The 21,377-nt window shown below is 33.8% G+C and carries 19 protein-coding genes; 16 read left to right on the top strand and 3 right to left on the bottom strand.

The features are described 5' to 3' along the window. From ACTJIW_RS20595 to dusB, 14 genes are all read left to right on the top strand, one after another. Positions 1–1,062: a beta-ketoacyl synthase N-terminal-like domain-containing protein gene (locus ACTJIW_RS20595; protein ID WP_440714759.1), complete on the top strand. Its 1,062-nt coding sequence runs from the start codon at positions 1–3 to the stop codon at positions 1,060–1,062. A 92-nt stretch (positions 1,063–1,154) separates the two neighbouring features. Next, a complete protein-coding gene (locus tag ACTJIW_RS20600; protein ID WP_440714760.1) occupies positions 1,155–1,844 on the top strand; it encodes a polysaccharide deacetylase family protein in 690 nt (229 codons plus the stop codon). Between the two features lie 101 nt (positions 1,845–1,945). Continuing rightward, positions 1,946–2,572 carry an outer membrane lipoprotein carrier protein LolA gene (locus ACTJIW_RS20605; RefSeq protein WP_012023170.1) on the top strand — a complete coding sequence of 209 codons (627 nt, stop codon included), beginning with the start codon at positions 1,946–1,948 and terminating at the stop codon, positions 2,570–2,572. Then, entirely contained in the window at positions 2,538–3,173 is a 636-nt protein-coding gene (locus tag ACTJIW_RS20610) for a hypothetical protein (protein ID WP_440714761.1), read from the top strand. Before ACTJIW_RS20605 ends, ACTJIW_RS20610 begins: the two co-directional genes overlap by 35 nt. 37 nt (positions 3,174–3,210) lie before the next feature. Next, positions 3,211–3,813, top strand: a complete 603-nt coding sequence (locus ACTJIW_RS20615; protein WP_012023168.1) for a porin family protein — start codon at positions 3,211–3,213, stop codon at positions 3,811–3,813. Then, positions 3,813–4,430 carry an outer membrane beta-barrel protein gene (locus ACTJIW_RS20620; protein ID WP_440714762.1) on the top strand — a complete coding sequence of 206 codons (618 nt, stop codon included), beginning with the start codon at positions 3,813–3,815 and terminating at the stop codon, positions 4,428–4,430. Before ACTJIW_RS20615 ends, ACTJIW_RS20620 begins: the two co-directional genes overlap by 1 nt. Positions 4,431–4,442: 12 nt before the next feature. Then, a complete protein-coding gene (locus ACTJIW_RS20625; protein ID WP_012023166.1) occupies positions 4,443–4,814 on the top strand; it encodes a 3-hydroxyacyl-ACP dehydratase in 372 nt (123 codons plus the stop codon). A 2-nt stretch (positions 4,815–4,816) separates the two neighbouring features. After that, positions 4,817–5,302, top strand: a complete 486-nt coding sequence (locus ACTJIW_RS20630; protein WP_440714763.1) for a hypothetical protein — start codon at positions 4,817–4,819, stop codon at positions 5,300–5,302. Between the two features lie 18 nt (positions 5,303–5,320). Then, positions 5,321–6,508, top strand: a complete 1,188-nt coding sequence (locus ACTJIW_RS20635; RefSeq protein WP_012023164.1) for a DUF2062 domain-containing protein — start codon at positions 5,321–5,323, stop codon at positions 6,506–6,508. A gap of 154 nt (positions 6,509–6,662) precedes the next feature. Next, positions 6,663–10,343, top strand: a complete 3,681-nt coding sequence (locus tag ACTJIW_RS20640) for a 1-acyl-sn-glycerol-3-phosphate acyltransferase (RefSeq protein ID WP_440714764.1) — start codon at positions 6,663–6,665, stop codon at positions 10,341–10,343. Further along, complete coding sequence (locus ACTJIW_RS20645) at positions 10,344–11,861, top strand: phytoene desaturase family protein (RefSeq protein WP_440714765.1); 1,518 nt, start codon at positions 10,344–10,346, stop codon at positions 11,859–11,861. Between the two features lie 6 nt (positions 11,862–11,867). Continuing rightward, positions 11,868–13,535 carry a C45 family autoproteolytic acyltransferase/hydolase gene (locus ACTJIW_RS20650; protein ID WP_440714766.1) on the top strand — a complete coding sequence of 556 codons (1,668 nt, stop codon included), beginning with the start codon at positions 11,868–11,870 and terminating at the stop codon, positions 13,533–13,535. Then, complete coding sequence (locus tag ACTJIW_RS20655) at positions 13,532–14,821, top strand: phenylacetate--CoA ligase family protein (RefSeq protein WP_440714767.1); 1,290 nt, start codon at positions 13,532–13,534, stop codon at positions 14,819–14,821. The genes ACTJIW_RS20650 and ACTJIW_RS20655 overlap by 4 nt, the downstream gene beginning before the upstream one ends. A gap of 276 nt (positions 14,822–15,097) precedes the next feature. Beyond that, complete coding sequence (gene dusB, locus ACTJIW_RS20660) at positions 15,098–16,090, top strand: tRNA dihydrouridine synthase DusB (protein ID WP_440714768.1); 993 nt, start codon at positions 15,098–15,100, stop codon at positions 16,088–16,090. A gap of 41 nt (positions 16,091–16,131) precedes the next feature. On the opposite strand, the gene ACTJIW_RS20665 is transcribed toward dusB, so the two are convergent. The 3 genes from ACTJIW_RS20665 to rbfA all read right to left on the bottom strand — a co-directional run bounded on the left by ACTJIW_RS20665 (position 16,132) and on the right by rbfA (position 19,324). Then, positions 16,132–17,559, bottom strand: coding sequence for an MATE family efflux transporter (locus tag ACTJIW_RS20665; protein WP_073408283.1), 1,428 nt, complete (start codon positions 17,557–17,559; stop codon positions 16,132–16,134). Between the two features lie 171 nt (positions 17,560–17,730). Next, positions 17,731–18,930, bottom strand: a complete 1,200-nt coding sequence (locus ACTJIW_RS20670; protein ID WP_044047534.1) for an ABC transporter permease — start codon at positions 18,928–18,930, stop codon at positions 17,731–17,733. Between the two features lies 1 nt (position 18,931). Beyond that, entirely contained in the window at positions 18,932–19,324 is a 393-nt protein-coding gene (rbfA, locus tag ACTJIW_RS20675; protein ID WP_012023154.1) for a 30S ribosome-binding factor RbfA, read from the bottom strand. Between the two features lie 172 nt (positions 19,325–19,496). Here rbfA and ACTJIW_RS20680 point away from each other — a divergent pair, with 172 nt between their 5' ends. After that, on the top strand, positions 19,497–19,916 hold the full coding sequence (locus tag ACTJIW_RS20680) for a CBS domain-containing protein (protein ID WP_012023153.1): 420 nt from the start codon (positions 19,497–19,499) through the stop codon (positions 19,914–19,916). A gap of 60 nt (positions 19,917–19,976) precedes the next feature. Then, positions 19,977–21,343, top strand: a protein-coding gene (locus ACTJIW_RS20685; RefSeq protein ID WP_440718436.1) for an IS3 family transposase whose coding sequence is annotated in 2 segments (ribosomal slippage) — positions 19,977–20,445 and positions 20,445–21,343 — 1,368 coding nt in all. Because the reading frame shifts where the segments join, the coding sequence is not laid out codon by codon here. Positions 21,344–21,377: the final 34 nt, after the last annotated feature.

Here is a 21,377-nt window from a genome sequence, read left to right on the forward strand (position 1 = left end):
ATGAAAAAAACATATATAAATGGAGTAGGCTGTATTTCGACTCAAAAAACATTTGATACTGTTTTTTTAGAAGAGGCCAATGTTAATCACGATGAAAATGTACTGGCAATTGTTTCGCCGGCATACAAAGAATATATTTCTCCGGCTGCAAGCCGAAGAATGGCAAAAGGTGTAAAAAACGGAATTGTAGCTTCGGCCTTAGCCATGAAAGATGCAAATGTCGAAAAAGTCGATGCCATTATTACCGGAACCGGTTTAGGCTGCATCGAAGATTCTGAAAAATTCCTGAAAAGTATTTTAGATAATAAAGAAGAGTTCCTTACTCCTACTTCTTTCATTCAATCGACTCATAATACAGTTGGTGCGCAGATTGCACTTTTACAGCAATGTAAAGGTTATAATTTTACGTATGTAAACGGTGCGGTTTCTTTTGAATCGGCACTTTTAGATGCTAAAATGCAGATCGAAGAAGACGAAGCCAATTCAATTTTAGTAGGCGGTGTTGATGAAAACGGTGATTATACTACAGCACTTTTCAAATTAAACGGACGCATTAAAGCAGATAATCAGTCTCCTTATGACGTGTTAACTTCTAAAACAAGCGGTGCCGTTTATGGTGAAGGTGCCAGTTTTTTTGTTTTAGAAAATGAAAGAAAAGACAATACCTATGCTGAACTTCTAGATGTTGCTATTGTAAATACGCTGGAAGCAAATGAAGTTGAAACTGAAATCAAATCTTTTCTAAAATCTAATAACTTAGAAATTTCAGATATTGATGCTTTGGTTTTAGGTTTTGACGGAAATGCAGATTTCGAAAATTATTATAGAAATCTGGCCGAAAATGCATTCTCACAAACTCCTGTTTTGTATTACAAACATTTGAGCGGCGAATATGATACTGCTTCGGCTTTTGCTTTTTGGATGGCTGCAAAAATTTTAAAAACACAGGAAGTTCCTGAAATCATAAAAGTAAATCAGGCTGTAAAACCGGCTTACAAAACCATTTTATTGTACAACCAATTAAGCGGAAAAAATCATAGTTTTACGTTACTGTCAAAATGATAACGCATAAAAACATCTCGATATTTTTTATCCTTTTATTGCTTTTACTGTTTCTTCTGAATCTTTATATCGCAATACATGTATGGTGTTTTTTGGCTGTAATTTTTCTTTGGATTGGAATAAACGCTTTTGGTTCTTCGAGAATTTCGTCTAATTATCATGTAAAAGCGTTCTGTAATAATCCATTAGAAAAAGAGAAAAAAATTGCGCTGACTTTTGATGACGGCCCAAGTGAATTTACTTTAGAGGTTTTAGAACTTCTAAAAAAATACAATGCCAAAGCGGCTTTTTTCTGCATTGGAAAAAATATTGAAAAGCATCCTGAAATCGTAAAACAAATTATTGCTCAAGGTCATTTGGTTGGAAATCATTCGTACAGTCATTCCAAATTTTTTGATTTTTACAATGCCGGACAAATACAAGAAGAAATCGAAAAAACCGATGCACTTCTGGAAAAACTCACTTCAAAAAAAATAAACTTTTTTCGTCCGCCTTACGGAGTTACGACGCCTTCTATTCGGAGAGCTTTAAAATTAACCGGACATAAAACAATTGGCTGGAATATTCGTTCTCTTGATGGCGGGACCAAAAATCAGGAATTAATTTTAAACCGAATTACAAAACGAGTTTCTCCCGGCGGAATTGTACTTTTGCATGATACAGGCGAGCACTCTGTTTTGGTCTTGGAACAGTTTTTGCAATTTTTACAGCAAAATAATTATCAGGTCGTTTCAATTGAAGAACTTTTGAATCTTAATGCTTATGAAATTGAACGCGGATGAAACGGATTCGCTAAAGCGAAGACGCGGATAAAAACGGATTTTATTAAATCTGTGTAAATCATTTAATCTGCGGCAAAAAAATTAAAGCACAATCTTAAAATATGAAAACTAAAATAGCACTACTAATTCTATTTATTTCAGGCGGTTTGTTTGCTCAGGAACAAAAAATGACCGCTGCCGAAATAGCACAATTTAAAGAAGACGTAAATGTTGTATCTAAAAAAATCAAAACCTTAAGTACTGATTTTGTTCAGTACAAACATTTGGATTTTTTATCAAAAGATATTGAAACTTCGGGAAAAATGGTTTTTAAAGAACCTTCGCTTTTGCAATGGCAGTATAAAAAACCATACAATTACAGTATTACTTTTAAAAATGGAAAAATCCTGATTAACGACGAAGGAAAGAAAAGTGCAGTTGATATGGGCGACAGTAAAATTTTTGCTCGAATCAATAAATTAATCGTAGGAAGCGTGAGCGGTAATATGTTTGACGACAAAGAATTTACCATTTCGTATTTTAAATTGAAAGGTCAGAACCTTGCTAAATTTATTCCGAAAGATGCTACTTTGAAAAAATACATCAAACAAATTGAACTGACTTTTGACAAGGAAGAAGCAACTGTGGTTCAGGTAAAATTATTAGAATCATCTGAAGATTATACCAGAATTGTACTTAAAAATAAAGTAATCAATGCAAAAATCGACGATTCAGTTTTTACTAATTAATTGCTTTCTGGCAATTGTTTTGGTTTCTTGCGGCTCGGTCACAAAAAACTATACGCCAAAAAAATTAGACAAAACGTCTTATGCGGTTCCGTATTTTTCAGATTCAAAAACCGATTATGTTTATAAAACCAACATAAGCGTTTACGGAAATGAATTATCAGGAATTTTTATTGCCAAAAAAATAAACGACACCACGCACCGAATCGTTTTTACAACCGAATTCGGAAACAAATTAATGGATTTTGAAATCTCTGAAACAGACTTTAAAGTCAATTCTATTGTTTCAGAATTAGACCGAAAAATATTGATTAATACTTTAAAAGAAGATTTTCGTCTTCTTCTAAAAAAAGAATATTTGATTCAGGAACAGTTTGAAAACGAATCAGCAGAAATTTATAAATCGGCAGACGGTAAACGAGACAATTATATTTTTATCTCCAAAAAAGATCAGAAATTAGAGAAGATCGTTCACTCGTCTAAAACAAAAGAAAAAATTACGCTGTATTTCAATTCAGAAAACAATATTTTTGCTGAGAAGATTCAGATTATCCATCAAAATATTAAGCTTAAAATTGAGTTGAATTATTTCAAGTCTGAGTAGAATATTAAACTAACCATAAAATTAAACTAATCAAAAAATGAAAAAAATAACCTTAATTGCATTCGTTTTATTTATCGGTCTTGTAAAATCGCAAGCCCAGGTAAAAGTTAGTCCGGGTTTAAGAGGAGGATTAAATGTATCAACATTAACCAATATTGATGATAATAGATCTAAAACAGATTTCTATATTGGTGGATTGGTAAATATTAAGTTTAACAAATATTTTTCGCTGCAGCCTGAGTTAACGTATTCAAGACAAGGTGATGAAGGAAGAGAATATTTTGGAAACGGCTATAATTATCGTTATGTAAATTATGAATTAAACTACTTAACGGTTGGTGCGGTTGCAAAATTTAATATTGGTGGAAAAGGTTTTCACATTTTAGGCGGTCCGTCTTTAGATTTTAAAATTGATGACAATTATATAAACAGCAGTCCTGAAAATTTTGACCTTGCTATTGTTGGAGGTGTTGGTTATACACTGCCAAACGGATTAACATTTGAGGCCAGAATCAAACAAGGATTGATAGACATTTATGGTTATGACGGAATTAATAATGATGATAATTATTACTATAATGATGTTATATTAAATCAGGTTTTTCAAATTGGTATCAGCTACACTTTTAAAGTAAAATAATGTATAAAAAGAAAGCAGCGATTGCCATATTGCTTTTTTTTGCAATCGTAAACATACAAGCCCAAGTAACTTTTAAACCCGGTTTAAGAGGTGGTTTAAGCCTTTCGACAATTTCGGAAATGCACGCCGATTACAGGCCTGATTTTTATTTTGGCGGTTTTGGTGAAATAAACCTAACTAAAAAATATGCGTTACAGCCCGAAATAACTTACGTCATACAAGGATCTAATAATGTTGCACGAAATTATTATGACCCTGTTTCAGAAACAAATAAAGTGGCGTATCAGGATTTAAGACTGGATTATTTATCTCTTTCGATGATAAACAAATTTACATTCGGGCAGGGTTTTCAGGTTTTATTTGGTCCCTCTTTAGATGTTCGCTTAACTGACAATTTAGTTCGAAGAAAAAATTATAACGACTTTGCTTTTAACTTAGGTCTTGGTTATCGAATGCCTTCGGGTCTTGCTTTTGATGTTCGATTTAAAAAAGGTTTTCTGGATATTCTGGACAGCGATTATTATACAAACGATTCTAATAATCATTATTTATTTGGTGATTATAATACAAATATCAATTTTCAAATAGGTGTTTCGTACTCTTTTGATACGAAATAAAAAAATAAAATTATGGTTCTAAAAGACTTTTACAAAGTACTTTCACAAGAAAAAACTGGCGATACTAAATTTAATATTCGTATATTAGTTAATGCCAATCATGAGGTTTTTAAAGGTCATTTTCCTGGAAACCCAATTATGCCGGGTGTTTGCATGATTCAGATTATTAAAGAACTTACAGAGTCTATCACTCAGAGTTCATTGATGATACAAACGCTTTCGAATGTAAAATTCATGGCATTAATTAATCCGGAAACGAATCCAGAACTTCGTTTAGAACTTGACATTACAACCACAGAAGATGATTTGGTAAAGGTGAAAAACACCACATATTTTAACGACACCGTAGCGCTTAAATTAAGCAATACGTATAAAAAATTATAATTATGAAATTACTAGTATCACTACTTCTATGGATAAATTTTGCCAACACACCAGATTTGGCTTCTATCCGAAAAATCTACCCTGATGTTGCAAAATCAGAAGCTAAAGCTAAAGAATTTACAGAAAAACTTTCCAGCGTTTCTAACAACGATGAGAAAATTTTAGTGGCTTACAAAGCCGCTTCAATCTTAGTAGATTCTAAATTTGAAAGTATAATGGGAAGTAAAATTTCACGCTTTAAAGAAGGCGCGAAACTTCTTGAAGCAACCATTAAAAGTGATCCGAGTAATATTGAAATGCGAATGATCAGACTGAGTATTCAGGAAGATGTTCCGGCTATTACGGGTTATAAAAAAAATATTAAAGAAGATAAAAAATTTATCACTACTTATTATCCATCACAGAGTGGTGCTTTAAAAGAATATCTAAAAGATTTTGTTTTACAATCTAAAAGTTTCTCTGAAAAAGAGAAGCAGTTTGTAAAATAAGCTCATGAAAAATTCTCAATGAAACCTATTATATCAAAGCAGGAATTGCTCGATTCAACTTCTTTTTGTGTTATTGTTCCAACTTACAATAACCAGAAAACATTAAAAAGAGTACTGGATTCTATTTTAGATTTCACTTCAAATGTCATTATCGTAAACGATGGTTCTACAGACGAAACCAGCGAGATTTTAAAACAATATTCGCAGCTGACTCAAATTCACCATCCTAAAAACTTAGGAAAAGGAAGAGCGCTGCGAAATGGTTTTAGAAAAGCAATTGAATTAAATTTTGAATATGCCATTACGATAGATTCTGACGGTCAGCATTTCGCTTCTGATATTCCCATTTTTATTGAAGAAATTCAAAAAGAACCAAATTCGCTTTTAATTGGAAGCCGAAACATGACTCAGGAAAATGTTCCTAAGAAAAGCAGTTTTGGAAACAAATTTTCGAATTTCTGGTTCAAGTTTGAAACCGGAATTGTTCTTGAAGATACCCAATCAGGTTTTAGATTATATCCCTTAAAATTAATTCCAAAACGATTTTACACCAATAAATTTGAGTTTGAAATCGAAGTCATAGTTCGTTCTGCCTGGAAAGGAATTGTTGTAAAAAATATTCCAATTCAAATTTTGTACGATCCGGCTGAACGTGTTTCGCATTTCCGTCCTTTTAGAGATTTTACCCGAATCAGTATTTTAAATACCGTTTTGGTAACTAATGCTTTATTGTATATCAAACCTCGCGATTTTTTTAGGCGGGCAAAAAAAAAAGGTTTTAAAAAATTCTTCCTTGAAGATATTTTAGAAAGCAATGATTCTAATTTCAAAAAATCGGCTGCGATTGCTTTGGGAATTTTTATCGGGATTTCGCCTTTTTGGGGATTTCAAACCATCCTGCTTTTTACTTTCGCTGCTTTATTCAGGCTCAATAAAGTCATTGCTTTTTTGTCGTCAAATGTTAGTTTCCCTCCCTTTATACCGCTTATAATTTACGGTTCTTTAAAAACCGGAAGCCTTTTTGTATCCAGTGATGCGCCGTTAATTTTAGACAGTTCGGCCACACTCGACGATATTCAAAAAAATGCTGCTCAATATATCGTTGGAAGTCTTATTTTAGCAACCGTTTTAGCACTATCAGCCGGAGTAATAAGTTATTTGCTTTTAACCACTTTTAGTTCTAAAAATAAAACGAATAGTAAATAAGGTTTTGCCACTAATTAAAGGATTTTTACATCCAGTTTGTCAGGCTGAGCGAAGTCGAAGCCCACATCCAATTGGAACGCCCTTCGACTTCGCTCAGGGTGACAAACTAAAGCTAATCTTTTAATCTGTGGCAAAAAAACAATAATAAATAACCATGCATCAATATTTCTACGCCATTCATTTATTTGTAAATCGAAGAAAATCACTTTCGGTTTTTCTGGCTGTTTTGATGCTTTTGGTATTTGGCTTTTTCGCTTCGCAGATTAAGTTTGAAGAAGACATTACCAAACTTATTCCAACAAACGACAAAGCCGACGCAACTGCAAAAGTTTTAAAACAATTAAACTTTGCCGATAAAACCACCGTAATTTTTAAACTCGAAAAAAACGGCTCTGCGGAAGATTTAAAAGAAATGGCTTCTGTTTTTTCAGACAGCGTTTCTAAATCCTGCAAACCATACATTTCAGGAATTCAGGGAAAAATTGACGAAGAAAATATTCAGGAAACTATTGATTTTGTCTACAACAATCTGCCTCTTTTTCTGGATGATAAAGATTATGCCCTAATTCAGGAAAAACTTCAAAAAGACAGTATTGCCGCAACGGTTCAGGGAAATTATAAATCGATTATTTCTCCATCCGGATTTATTACAAAAGATTTTATTCTGCAGGATCCGCTTGGGATTTCTTTTATTGCATTAAAAAAATTACAGCAATTAAATATTGGCGACGATTTTACGCTCGACAATGGTTTTGTAATGACAAAGGATAAAAAGAAATTACTGCTTTTTATAACTTCAGATATTTCATCGAGTGAAACCGAAAAAAACAGCATTTTTGCCGAAAAGCTAAAATCGATTCAGGAAAATTTAAATACCCAGTTTAAAGGTAAAACTTCGGTAAGCTATTTTGGTTCAGCCTTAATTGCGGCAGCCAATGCAAAACAAATCAAAAGTGATATTGTATTGACAACTTCAATCGCGATGTTTACCTTAATGCTGATTTTGATTTTGTTTTACCGAAAAATATTTATTCCGTTAATTATTTTTCTTCCAACGGTTTTTGGGGCTTTATTTGCCGTAGCATTTTTATATTTCGTTAAAGAACAAATCTCTGCTATTTCACTCGGAATTGGTTCTATCTTATTAGGAATCACGATCGATTATTCGCTTCACATTCTTACGCATTACAAACACAACAGCGACATCAAAACGTTGTACAAAGACATTACAATGCCGGTAATTATGAGCAGTTCTACTACTGCCGTTGCATTTTTATGTCTGCTTTTTGTAAAATCGGATGCGTTGAACGATCTCGGAATTTTCGCTGCTGTTATTGTCATGGCAACCGGAATTTTTTCGCTTTTGATTGTTCCGCATTTATACAAACCAAAAGAAAACAATTTCGAACACAAGAAAAATGCAATCGATAAACTGGCTCATTTTTCATTTCACAATAATAAATTCTTAATTGGGTTTTGCGTTATCATTACCATTATCTGCTGTTTTACTTATAATGATGTAGGTTTCAACAACGATTTGTCGCAGTTAAATTTTGTTCCAAAAGATATTAAAGCGGCTGAAAAGCAATTGGAAGAAAGCACCAGCTTAACTTCTAAAACCATTTATGTGGCGTCGTATGGAAAAAGCATGGAAGAAGTGCTTCAAAACAACAGCAGGCTTTTTAACGATTTATCAAAAGAAAAACAACAAAACAAAATCTTGAATTTCAGTTCAGTTGGCGGTATTGTGCTTTCGCAGAAAGAACAAGAGCAAAAAATACAGAAATGGAATTCATTCTGGAGTTCAGATAAAAAACAAATTTTAAAAGCCGGATTAATTGCCGAAGGTTCAAAACTAGGATTTAAGCCCAGCACGTATTCTTTATTTTTTGATCATTTAGATTTTGATTTTAAACCTATTTCGACTGAAGATTATTTAAAAGTTCAGGCATTGCAGCTGAAAGAATTTGTAACCGAAAAAAATGGTTTTTATACGATTTCTACTTTAGTAAAAGTTACGCCGGAACAGCGTGATCATTTTGTAAAATCGGCTTCCGCCAAAGAAAATATTATTGCAATCGACCGCCAGCAGATGAATGAAACTTTTTTCAGTACTCTGAAAACCGATTTTAATTCGCTTGTAAATTATTCTTTTGTTGCCGTAATTTTAATTCTGTTTTTCTTTTTCAGAAGGATCGAATTGGTTATCATCAGCTGTATTCCTATTGCTTTAACTGGAATTGTAACGGCAGGAATTATGGGCATTTTTGGCATTCAAATGAATATTTTCAGCATGATTGTCTGTACTTTAATTTTTGGTCACGGAGTTGATTTCAGCATCTTCATGACAAGCGCATTGCAAAAGGAATATACCAACGGAAAAAATGAAATCGCGATTTACAGAACTTCAATTATTCTGGCAGTAATTACTACCATTTTAGGAATTGGCGCCATGATTTTTGCCAAACATCCGGCATTGCGATCTATTTCATCTGTTTCCTTAATTGGAGTTTTTGCCGCGTTAATTATCACCTTTATTTTTTACCCGATCCTCTTTAAAGTCTTTTTATCGAATCGTCCTAAAAAAGGAAATCCGCCATTTAAACTCCGCACGTTTATTCATGGTGTAATTTCGTTTACCTATTATGGTTTAGGCGGTTTCGTTATGTCGGTTTTCAGTTTTACGCTTATGCCGATTATACCGCTGAGCGCCAAAACAAAAATGAAAGGATTTAGATATGTGGTTTCAAAATTAATGAAATCAGTATTGTATTCGAATCCGTTTATTCGCAAAAAAGTCATTAATAATTATAACGAAACTTTCGAAAAACCAGCTGTCATCATTGCCAATCATTCTTCTTTTGTTGATATTTTAGCAATGGGAATGCTGAGTCCAAAAATTATCTTTTTGGTAAGCGACTGGGTTTACAACTCTCCTATTTTTGGCGGTATTGTTAGAAAAGCAGGATTTTATCCCGTTTCTGAAGGTTTAGAAGGCGGTGTAGAACATTTACGCAAAAAAGTAGACGAAGGCTATTCTTTAATGGTTTTTCCGGAAGGCACACGTTCAGAAAACAATGTTATTAAAAGATTCCATAAAGGCGCTTTCTTTTTAGCCGAAGAATTCAATCTGGATATTATTCCTGTTGTTATTCACGGCGCGTCAGAGGCCATTCCAAAAGGCGATTTTGTAATTCACAAAAGCGCTCTTACCGTTTCGATTTTAGAAAGAATTGCACCTGATAATCTTTCTTTTGGAAATAATTATGCCGAAAGAACGAAACAAATAAGTACTTTCTTTAAAGCAGAATACCGCAGGATAAGACAAGAACTTGAAGGTCCGGATTATTTCAAAAAAATGGTGGTCAATAGTTACGATTACAAAGAAATTGAAATTGGCGACAGTGTAAAAAAAGATCTGAAACAGAATTTAGAAATCTATTACAACTTAAATAAACACCTGAATCCAAAGGCTAAAATTTTACATCTTAGCAGTGATTACGGGCAATTAGATGTTTTATTGACACTTCAGGAACCGCAGCGAAAAATAGTTTCTTTTATTAATGACGAAGAAAAATTATCGGTTGCCAAAACAAATTATTTCCTCAAAAAGAGAAAAATATTTTATGTAGATCAATTAGAATCTGCATTTGAAAATCAGCACGAAGTACTTTTAATTTCTGATGAAAGTTATGCTGCTGCAATTGAAAAAGCCTTTGCAAATATTTCATCTGTTATTTTAGTAAATTGTTCCGGTTTAAAAAAACAGCTGCTTAATTCTGGTTTTGAGATTATTTCAGAAGAAAACGGAATAATTGTTTTAAACAAAAAGTAAATGAAAAAGCAATACGATGTAGTAATTGTTGGCAGTGGTTTAGGCGGCTTGGTTTCGTCTATCATTTTGGCTAAGGAAGGCTACAGCGTTTGTGTACTCGAAAAAAACAATCAATATGGAGGAAATCTCCAGACTTTTGTTCGCGATAAAACTATTTTTGATACTGGGATTCACTATATCGGAGGTTTAGAAAAAGGACAAAATCTCTATCAATATTTCAAATATCTCGGCATTATCGATCATCTTAATTTAAAAAAATTAGATGAAGACCGCTTCGATATGATTTCTTTTGAAAACGATCCAAACGAATATCCGCATGCACAGGGTTATGAAAATTTCGTGAATCAGCTTGCTGTTTTCTTTCCGGAGGAAAAAGAAAATCTCTACAACTACTGCGAAAAATTAAAAACAGTCTGCGATGCTTTTCCGCTGTACAATTTAAACTGGGAAGGAAAATACGATCCTGAAATTCTGGAGCTTAATGCAAAAGAAACTATTGATGCATTTACCGAAAATGAAAAACTAAAAGCGGTGCTTGCCGGATCTAATTTTCTGTACGCAGGAATTCCGGATAAATCGCCTTTTTATGTTCATGCACTTTCTGTTAATTCCTATATTCAAAGTTCGTGGCGCTGCATAAACGGCGGCAGCCAGATTACGAAACAGCTTTTAAAACAACTCAAAAAATACGGCGGAGAATTCTATAAGTACAAAGAAGTTACCCGTTTTAATGTTGAAGAAAACAAAGTCGTTTCTGTAGATTTAAAAGACGGAACACAAGTTTCGGGTTCGATTTTTATTTCGAATATTGAACCTAAAACAACTTTAAAAATGGCGGGTTCAGAAAACTTTAGAAAAGCTTTTTTTAACCGAATTCAGGATCTCGAAGATGTCATTTCGGCTTTTAGTTTGTATATCGTTTTTAAACCGGAAAGTTTTAAATACATCAATCATAATTTTTATCATTTCAAAAAAAATGATGATGTCTGGACGGCTCAGGAATATGATGAAAGTTCGTGGCCAAAAAGTTATATGGCATCCATGAATGCTTCTAAAAAAGAAGAAATCTGGGCAGAAGGAATGACTTTTTTAACGTACATGAAATACAAAGATGTCGAACCCTGGGCCGATACTTTTAACACAACTGCCGAAGAAAATGACCGCGGGGAAAGTTATGAAGATTTCAAAAACCGAAAAGCTGCTAAATTTCTGGAAGAAATCGAAATCAAATTTCCGGGAATTAGAGATTGCATAAAATCAATTCACACTTCTACTCCATTATCCTATCGTGATTATATTGGCGGACATAATGGAAATATGTACGGATATGTTAAAGATTCTAATAATCCGATGAAAACGATGATTCCGGTAAAAACTAAGCTGGAAAATCTGTATCTTACGGGCCAAAGTACTAACATGCACGGGGTTCTGGGTGTTACCATTGGAGCCGTAAATACATGCTCTGAAATTGTTGGGAAAGAATATCTCTTAACTAAAATTAATACGGAATCTGAATAGAGGGTCATGAAAAACCGAATTTTATTTTTCTTATTTATCGGTTTTTTGCAACTGTTCGTTTCTTGCGGTACATCAAAATCAATGCGTCATAAACCTGATCTTTCAGGTTACAATTCTCAAAAACCAATTGTCGTAAAAAAATCAGATTCGGTTTTTGTTTCCGGAAAAAATTCTCTTTTAAAAAACAAACAAGGTCTTTGGGAATTATACGCCGAAGGCGATCCGCTGGAAATTGGTTTAAACACCGGAGCTTTAACAGATTCTCTTTTAAAAAAACAACAGCAGATTTTCTTCTCTAAAATAAACGATTTTATTCCGTCAAGTTTTCAGCAAAAACTGCTTCGCCAGTTTCTAAGATGGTACAACCGAAAATTATATTTGAATGTTCCCGAAGAATATCAAACCGAAATTTACGGCGTTTCTGAATATACATCGGATGAATTTAATACTATAGCACCAAAATATCAAAGAGGTTTATATCTGCACGGTGCGCACGATATTGGACACGCTTTACAAGATCTGGCTTTAGTTGGCTGTTCTTCTTTTGCGGCGTGGAATGAAAAATCAGAAGACGGCAGTTTAATTCTGGGACGCAATTTTGATTTTTATGTAAATGACGCTTTCGCGGAAAATAAAATTGCTGCTTTTATAAATCCAAAAGAGGGTTATCCGTTTATGATGGTTACCTGGCCGGGAATGGTGGGCGCGGTTTCGGGAATGAATCAGGAAGGTTTAACGGTAACGATTAACGCTTCGAAATCTAAAATTCCGCTGATTGCCAAAACACCAATTTCAATTTTGACACGCGAAATTTTACAACACGCCAAGAATATTGACGAAGCCGTTGCCATTGCAAAAAAAAGAAAAGTATTTGTTTCTGAATCTATTATGGTGGGAAGTGCCAATGATAACAAAGCTATTTTGATTGAGGTTTCTCCAACAAAAATGGACGTTTACGATGTTCCAAACAGCGATCAATTAATTTGTTCGAACCATTTTCAGGGTGAAGCTTTTGCAGCCGACAAACGAAATAAGGAACAGATTTTAAACAGCCATTCTGAATACCGTTTTGAAAGAATGCAGGAACTTTTGTCGCAAAACCCAAAAGTGAATCCTGAAATTGCATCAAAAATTCTTCGAAATAAAAACGGTTTAAAAGATATCGAATTGGGTTATGGTTCAGAAAAAGCTCTGAATCAGTTAATGGCACATCACGGAATTATCTTTAAACCAAAAGAAAAATTAGTCTGGGTTTCGGCAAATCCGTATCAATTAGGCGAATTTGTGTGTTATGATTTAAATTCAATTTTTGGCAACAGAAAAAATGATTCTGTGGTTTCTTTTCAAAAAGAAAATTTAAATATTGCAAAAGATCCTTTTTTAGAAACAACGGCTTATCGTGATTATCAAAATTTTAGAATTGAAAATCATAAAATAGACTCTCTCCTTGAAAAGAAAGAAAAGATTTCGCCAGAATTTCTTCATAATTATCAATCATTAAACCCTGATTATTGGGTTGTGTATTATAAAGCAGGATTGTACTTTTACCAAATAAAAGAATTCGGTCAGGCAAAGCTTAATTTTGAAAAAGCTTTGACCAAAGAAATTACCACTCTGCCTGAAAAAGAACAAATTGAAAAATATTTAAAAAAAATCAAAAGAAAGTTACAATGATTCCAGCAATAGAAAAAGATTCTTTAGAAGACATTAAAATTTTTCAGGAAAAAAAATTAGCCGAACTTTTAGCTTACATCAGCGAGAATTCTCCTTTTTATAAAAGACTTTTTGCGGGACAGAATATTGATGTTTCAAAAATTAAAACGCTTGAAGATTTACAGTTTCTGCCTGTTACAACAAAAGAAGATTTACAACAGTACAACGACGATTTTTTGTGTGTTCCGCAAAATAAAATTATCGACTACGCCTCTACTTCGGGAACTTTGGGCGATCCTGTTACTTTTGGTTTAACGGATTCTGATTTAGACCGATTGGCTTACAACGAAGCGATTTCGTTTGCCTGCGCAGGAATTGCAGAAGGCGATGTAGTGCAGTTGATGACTACAATTGACAGAAAGTTTATGGCCGGACTGGCTTATTTTCTGGGATTGAGAAAATTGAAAGTAGGCGTTATTCGTGTTGGTGCCGGAATTCCGGAAATGCAGTGGGATTCGATTTTAAAATACAATCCAACGTATTTAATTACAGTTCCTTCTTTTTTATTGAAATTAATTGAATATGCGGAAATTCACGGAATTGATTATAATAATTCAAGTATAAAAGGTGCAGTCTGCATTGGCGAATCATTGCGAGAGCAGGATTTTGCAATGAATACTTTATCTAAAAAAATCACAGATAAATGGAATATTAAGTTGTTTTCGACTTATGCTTCGACTGAAATGAGTACGGCTTTTACAGAATGTGAACACGAAAACGGCGGGCATCATCATCCGGAACTGATTATTGTTGAAGTTTTGGACGAAAATAATTTACCTGTAAAAAACGGCGAAACGGGCGAGCTTACTTTTACAACTTTAGGAATCGAAGCAATGCCTTTACTGCGTTTTAAAACCGGCGATATTGTACAGCTTCATAACGAACCATGTGCCTGCGGAAGAAACACATTACGTGTCGGCCCGGTTGTAGGCCGTAAAAAGCAAATGATAAAATATAAAGGAACAACGCTTTATCCGCCTGCAATGAATGATGTTTTGAGCGGCTTCGACAATATCGAAAATCATATTATCGAAATTTCAACCAATGATTTAGGCACTGATGAAATCGTAATAAAAATTGCTGTAAAAAATCAGTCTCCAGAATTTTTACAGGAAATTAAAGATCACTTTAGAGCCAAGTTAAGAGTTACTCCGAAAATAGAATTCGCTTCAAAAGAAACCTTAAATCCGTTAGTTTTTAACCCAATGAGCCGAAAACCTATTCGATTTTTTGATTATAGAACGTAGTATAAGGTACAAAGGTTCTGAGGTACATAGGGACAAAGGTTTCTTAATCTAACCTAACCAGGTTCTGTATGTCATTTCGACCGCAGGGAGAAATCACACTCGAAACTCTACAAAGATTGGCGATTCTCTAACTGGGAATACAGGTCCGATTTCTCATTCGTCGAAATGACCTAATATCTACTTAAAAAACCTTTGAAGCTTTGCTGCTCTGAACCTTTGAACCTCAATTTGGTACAAATTGAACTAAATGTTGTAATTTTGCAAAAAATAATGAAGATGGTCAAGATTGGCAACATAGAATTACCCGAATTTCCTTTACTACTCGCACCGATGGAAGATGTGAGCGATCCGCCGTTTCGCAGATTATGCAAAACGCATGGCGCTGACATGATGTACTCTGAATTTATTTCATCGGAAGGATTAATTCGTGACGCTATAAAAAGCCGTATGAAGCTGGATATTTTTGATTACGAACGTCCTGTTGGAATTCAGATTTTTGGCGGCGATGAAGAAGCAATGGAAATGTCATCTAAAATCGTTTCGACTGTAAAACCGGATTTAGTGGATATCAATTTTGGATGTCCTGTAAAAAAAGTAGTCTGCCGTGGTGCCGGAGCCGGAGTTTTGAAAGATGTAGATTTAATGGTTCGTTTAACCAAAGCGGTTATTAAAGGAACTGATTTACCGGTTACAGTAAAAACTCGTTTGGGCTGGGATGAAAGCTCTATTAATATTGATGAAGTTGCAGAAAGACTTCAGGATATTGGTGTTCAGGCTTTAACAATTCACGCCAGAACACGTGCGCAAATGTACAAAGGCCACTCAGACTGGTCGCATATTGCACGTGTGAAAAACAACCCAAGAATTACAATGCCAATTTTCGGAAACGGTTATATCGACAGTCCTGAAAAAGCATTACAATATAAAAACGAATACGGAATTGACGGTATCATGATTGGTCGTGCTGCGATTGGTTATCCGTGGATTTTTAACGAAATCAAACACTATTTTAAAACTGGTGAACATTTACCTGCTCCAACGGTTATTGATCGTGTTGAAGCTGCCAGAAATCATTTAAAATGGTCTATGGAATGGAAAGGCGAGCGTTTAGGAATTGTAGAAATGCGTCGTCATTATACCAACTATTTTAAAGGAATCCATTCGTTTAAAGAATTCAAACAAAAATTAGTTACAACTGATGAACCTGAAAATTTATTTGCTATCATGAAAGAAATTGAACAGGTTTATGCAGGCTATGAATTTGTTTAAAAAATAAAAAAGACCTTCAATATGAAGGTCTTTTTTTTAGATTATACCTGAACTCGTTTCCATTTTCCTCTTTTATAGAAAAAAATTCCGGCGAGAGTTATTGCGGTTTCAGCAACAGGAATAGCAATAAAAACTCCGGTTGGTCCCATATTAAAATGTTTGGCTAACACAAAAGCAAGCGGAATTTGAAACAGCCAAAATCCAAAAAAGTTAATTCCGGTTGGTGTCCAGGTATCTCCTGCTCCGTTGAAAGTATTGATTAAAACCATTCCTATTCCGTAAAAGATAAATCCGATACTCATAATTTGTAAAGCTTCAATCGCAACTGTTTTTACCATTTCATCATTCGTAAAAAACGAAATAATATATTGGCCAAAAACTAAAGTAATAACCATAATCGAAGCCATGAAAATTACATTATATCTTGCGGTAGTATAAACCGATTTTTCGGCGCGTTCAATTTGTTTTGCTCCTAAATTCTGCCCCACTAAAGTAGCAGCGGCGTTACTTAATCCCCAAGCAGGAAGTATGAAAAACATCATAATTCTCAACGCTGTCTGATATCCGGCAGAACCATGATCTCCTCCTGTTGTAGCAACTAATTGTGCCAGGAAAATCCAGCTGCAGGATGCGATTACAAATTGTAAAATTCCAGGAGCAGCAATTTTTACTAAGGCTTTGATTTGTTTAAAGTCAGGAGCGAAATAAGCGATTTTAATTTTTAAAACTCCGTTACCAAAAAACAAATGATATACTTGATATAAAACTCCAATACTTCTTCCTAAAGTTGTCGCAATAGCTGCTCCTATTAAACCAAAAGCCGGAACTGGTCCTAAACCATTAATTAAAATTGGGCATAAAATAATATTACAAATGTTGGCAATCCAAAGACTTTTCATTGCAATTGCTGCATTTCCGGCACCACGAAAAATTCCGTTAATCAGGAATAAAAGCATAATGCATAAACTAGAACCAATCATAATTTGAGTAAATCGGTAACCATGTTCAGCTGATTCTATTGAAGACCCCATTACAATCAGGATATCTTTAGCATAAATAATCCCGAAAATGCTCAATAAACTGTTAACTGCAAAGGCTATAATTATGGCCTGCATTCCGGCTTTTGCGGCGGCAATTGGATCTTTTTCTCCAATTCGGCGTGCTACAACTGCGGTTGCTGCCATACTCATCCCTATTGCTAGAGAATATATAATGGTCAAGACGGATTCTGTAAGACCTACTGTTTGAATGGCAAAACTGCTGTGTTTTAAATGACCAACGAAATACAAATCGACTAAAGCAAATACCGATTCCATCATCATTTCTAAAACCATTGGAATGGCTAATAGAATTACGGCTTTTTTAATACTTCCGGAAGTATAATCAAATGATTCGTCGCCTTTTAAAGCTTGTTTTAAAGTGGTAAAAATTTTGGAAATGAAACTTTCCTTTATAGTTGTTTCTGTCATGATATGTTAGGATAAATGATAAAATTTGCCCAGATGTATAAATCTGAACTAAAAAAGTAAAACGTAAGTATCCTAATTATTCTAAAAAAATAAAATTAGGATTAGGCAGAAACAATCATATGCTGTAGATTTTCAAGGCGGTAAATATAAGTAATATTTTTAAAGAAGAAATTAATCCAGTAATTTTTTACTTACACGGCTGCTTGCAATTAACGAAGCAATAAATCCAAGAGAAACAATGGTTGCCATTACGATCAAAACATTTTCCAGTGTAAAAACTACCGGATAAGCTAAAGTTGGCGTGATCATAATTAACTCATATTGCTGCTGCAGAATCACTAAAATAATTCCTAAAGCCAGACCAATAATACCTCCAAAAATACTCAACAGTGTTCCCTGAAGCAGGAATATTTTTCGCAGATTGTTGATTTCTGTTCCAAGATTAAAAAGGGTTTTAAGATTTCCTTTTTTATCTAAAATCATCATAATCAAAGCTCCAATCAGGTTAAAAAGTGCCACAATAATTACAAGAGTAAAAATTAAATAAACGGCAATATTTTCGGTATTGAGCATTTTGTACAAAGACTCATTTAACTGTGCTCTGTTTTTTAAAGTAATTTTATTATTGAAAATCTTTTCAAGCTGTGCTTTTACAGCATTTTCATCTGCATTTTCTTTGAGATGAAATTCGATTCCTGAAATCTGATTGGGTTTGTACATCAATAATTCCTGTGTTAAACCTAAATCTGCAAAAACATATTTAGAGTCTAAATCTTCGCTTATTGAGTAAATTCCAACTGGCAGAACATCTGTTTTATTAAAAGCTTCTTCGGGATTTTCGATTGCACCTTTTCCGGGTTTTGGAGCAAAGATTTGCAGCGGGTTTTCAAAATCGAGAATTCCCATCGAAAAATCCTGTGCAATTCCGTAGCCAATAACTACCTGATAGGAATCTGGTTTTAGCCACTGCCCATTAAAGAGTTTTCTTTTAATATCGTTTACAACAGGATAAAGGCTGTCAACACCTTTTAAATAGGTAACGTGCTGTTTATCCTTGAATATAAACAAAACACGTTCTTCAATAATTTTGGTATAAGAGGCTACACCATTTATTTTTTTTAGATCTTGTTCCTGCTGAGCCGAAATAAAAAATGATTTTCCTAACGTACTGGTCATTTTTAAATCTGGATCGATCTCGTTTGTGAACGAAAGACTAAAAACTTTTAATCCGCTAAAAACAGATAAAACCACAAACAAAGCCATTGTTCCAACAATGATTCCCATGCTGGCAATGTAATTAATGATATTAATAGCGTTGTTTTTACTTCGGCTAAAAATATAACGTTTGGCTATGTAAAATGGGAAATTCAATTTATGATTTTCTTCTTTTGTCTAAAAGATCACGGTTTTCTATTGGGTTTTCTTTTCCTGCTAATGCATTGTCAATTTTCTCGATATAATCCAGAGAGTCATCGATAAAGAAAACTAAATTTGGCACGCGGCGTAATTGCAAACGAACTCGCTGTGATAAATCATGTTTTATTAAAGTGGTATTTGATTTTATTCCTTCTAAAGTTTCTTTTGCTTTTTCTTGTGGAAAAATGCTTAAATATACTGTTGCCACAGATAAATCTGAGGTTACACTAACTTTGGATACTGAAATTACCAAATTGCTAACTCCGTTTTTTCTCACTTCACCTTGCAGAATATCAACCAGATCTTTCTGAATTACGCTGCCTATTTTTTTCTGTCTATTTGTTTCCATAGTGCAAAAATACTATTTTTAAATTCATTCGCTGCAATTTCAATTAACTAAAGGATTATTCTAAAAATTTATCTTTTATATCTCCTTTTTATTTCATTTAAACGATGATAAAGATCATATGATTTATAGGTATTGTTTTACATATTTGATGTAAATATAAAACTGATCTATTATGAAAAAAAGAGAACCAATTAGTCACATCATGACTAAAACCGTGGTGACTGTAAATCAAAATGACGATTTAACAAAAGTAGTAGAAAAACTAAAATCGAACTCTATCAGGCACCTTCCTGTAGTAAACGGGAAAAAAGTGGTGGGCATTATAAGCCGCACTGATATTAACCGTCTTACTTTTGGCGCTTTATTCGATGGTCAGGAAGGAAGCGATGAAGCTATTTTACAAATGCTGACGATTCCGCAGGTTATGACGGCAAAACCAAAAACTGTTTCTTCTGATGCTATTATTCGAGATTTAGCCGAAATTTTTTCGAAAGAAGAATTTCATGCCTTACCAGTTGTAGATAATGATGAACTAAAAGGAATTGTAACGACTACTGATGTTATTAAATATTTTTTAGAACAATATGATTAAATAAAAAAGGGAGCTTTTGAACTGCCCCCAAAAAGTTAGACACTATTTGGGGGCATTTTTATGGAAAGAAAAGTCAAGTACAATTGTGAATTTAAACTTCGTTGTGTAGAAGAAGTTATGAAAAGGCATAACTCGGTTAAAGGCACAGCTAGAGCAAACAAGATAGCTGAAAGCAACCTTACATGCTGGATTAGCCGCTATAATGAATTTGGAATTGAAGGTCTTTTACCAAGGCAGAAAAATAAAGTTTATACTGCAGACTTTAAATTAAAAGTAATACAAACCATTGAAAATAAGTCTTTATCTTTGGATGAAGCCTGCTTGATTTTCAAAATTCCAGCGCAGTCAACCATAATTAGCTGGCAAAGAAAATATGCAAAAGATGATTTGGCAGGCTTAGAACTTAAATCACGTGGCAGACCAGCAGTTATGAATTTTAAGAGAAAGCAACGAAAAACAGACAAACCTTTAACCAGGGAAGAGGAACTCTTAAAGGAGTTAGAGTACCTGCGCGCTGAGAACGAAATTCTAAAAAAGTTCAACGCCTTAGTTCAAGCCGAGCAAGCCAATCAAAACAAAAAGCTCAAACCATAATGGAATTAAGGCATAAGTATGATTTAGATCTTTTGCTAAATTGTATGAACATGGTTAGAAGTACGTATTATTACTATGAAAAGAAAGGTCAGGTAATCGATAAATATCAAGAGATAAAAGATTTAATTAAACAGATTTACAATTATCATAAGGGCAGGTTAGGATATAGACGTATTACTCTATTACTCAAAAAAGAGGGGATTTTAATTAATCACAAAACAGTGCTTCGATTAATGAAATTTTTAGGATTAAAAAGTCTAATCAGAATCAAGAAGTACAGATCGTATAAAGGAGAGCAGGGAAAAATAGCCCCTAATCTACTGCAGCGCAATTTTAAGGCTGATATACCTAATCAAAAATGGGCAACCGATGTGACTGAATTTAATGTTTCTGGCAATAAATTGTACTTATCGCCGATAATCGATCTGTTTAATGGAGAGATAATTAGCTATGAATTATCGCAAAGACCAGTGTTTAATCAAGTTTTAAATATGCTTGAAAAAGCATTTAAAAAAATACCCGATAATACTAATCTGACTCTGCATTCTGACCAAGGATGGCAGTATCAAATGATACAATATCAGCATTTATTAAAGAAAAAAGGAATTATGCAAAGCATGTCCAGAAAAGGCAATTGTCTTGATAATGCGATAATTGAAAACTTCTTTGGAATATTAAAATCAGAGTTGTTTTATCTAAAAAAATACACTTCCATTAATCAATTGAAACAAGAGATTATCGAGTATATAAATTATTATAATAATGACAGGATTAAACTTAATCTAAAAGGAATGAGCCCGATACAATATCGAGCTCATTATTATAAAACTTAATTATTAATTTGTCTAAACTTTTGGGTGCAGTCTA

Source organism: Flavobacterium sp. 22659, assembly GCF_052044235.1.
Taxonomy (GTDB): domain Bacteria; phylum Bacteroidota; class Bacteroidia; order Flavobacteriales; family Flavobacteriaceae; genus Flavobacterium; species Flavobacterium johnsoniae.

Bases quoted from the DNA above. Each gene is read 5' to 3' on its own strand.
- ACTJIW_RS20595 (WP_440714759.1), top strand. From the start codon at position 1: ATGAAAAAAACATATATAAATGGAGTAGGCTGTATTTCGACTCAAAAA.
- ACTJIW_RS20605 (WP_012023170.1), top strand. From the start codon at position 1,946: ATGAAAACTAAAATAGCACTACTAATTCTATTTATTTCAGGCGGTTTG.
- ACTJIW_RS20610 (WP_440714761.1), top strand. From the start codon at position 2,538: ATGCAAAAATCGACGATTCAGTTTTTACTAATTAATTGCTTTCTGGCA.
- ACTJIW_RS20615 (WP_012023168.1), top strand. From the start codon at position 3,211: ATGAAAAAAATAACCTTAATTGCATTCGTTTTATTTATCGGTCTTGTA.
- ACTJIW_RS20620 (WP_440714762.1), top strand. From the start codon at position 3,813: ATGTATAAAAAGAAAGCAGCGATTGCCATATTGCTTTTTTTTGCAATC.
- ACTJIW_RS20625 (WP_012023166.1), top strand. From the start codon at position 4,443: ATGGTTCTAAAAGACTTTTACAAAGTACTTTCACAAGAAAAAACTGGC.
- ACTJIW_RS20630 (WP_440714763.1), top strand. From the start codon at position 4,817: ATGAAATTACTAGTATCACTACTTCTATGGATAAATTTTGCCAACACA.
- ACTJIW_RS20635 (WP_012023164.1), top strand. From the start codon at position 5,321: ATGAAACCTATTATATCAAAGCAGGAATTGCTCGATTCAACTTCTTTT.
- ACTJIW_RS20640 (WP_440714764.1), top strand. From the start codon at position 6,663: ATGCATCAATATTTCTACGCCATTCATTTATTTGTAAATCGAAGAAAA.
- ACTJIW_RS20645 (WP_440714765.1), top strand. From the start codon at position 10,344: ATGAAAAAGCAATACGATGTAGTAATTGTTGGCAGTGGTTTAGGCGGC.
- ACTJIW_RS20650 (WP_440714766.1), top strand. From the start codon at position 11,868: ATGAAAAACCGAATTTTATTTTTCTTATTTATCGGTTTTTTGCAACTG.
- ACTJIW_RS20655 (WP_440714767.1), top strand. From the start codon at position 13,532: ATGATTCCAGCAATAGAAAAAGATTCTTTAGAAGACATTAAAATTTTT.
- dusB (WP_440714768.1), top strand. From the start codon at position 15,098: ATGGTCAAGATTGGCAACATAGAATTACCCGAATTTCCTTTACTACTC.
- ACTJIW_RS20665 (WP_073408283.1), bottom strand. From the start codon at position 17,559: ATGACAGAAACAACTATAAAGGAAAGTTTCATTTCCAAAATTTTTACC.
- rbfA (WP_012023154.1), bottom strand. From the start codon at position 19,324: ATGGAAACAAATAGACAGAAAAAAATAGGCAGCGTAATTCAGAAAGAT.
- ACTJIW_RS20680 (WP_012023153.1), top strand. From the start codon at position 19,497: ATGAAAAAAAGAGAACCAATTAGTCACATCATGACTAAAACCGTGGTG.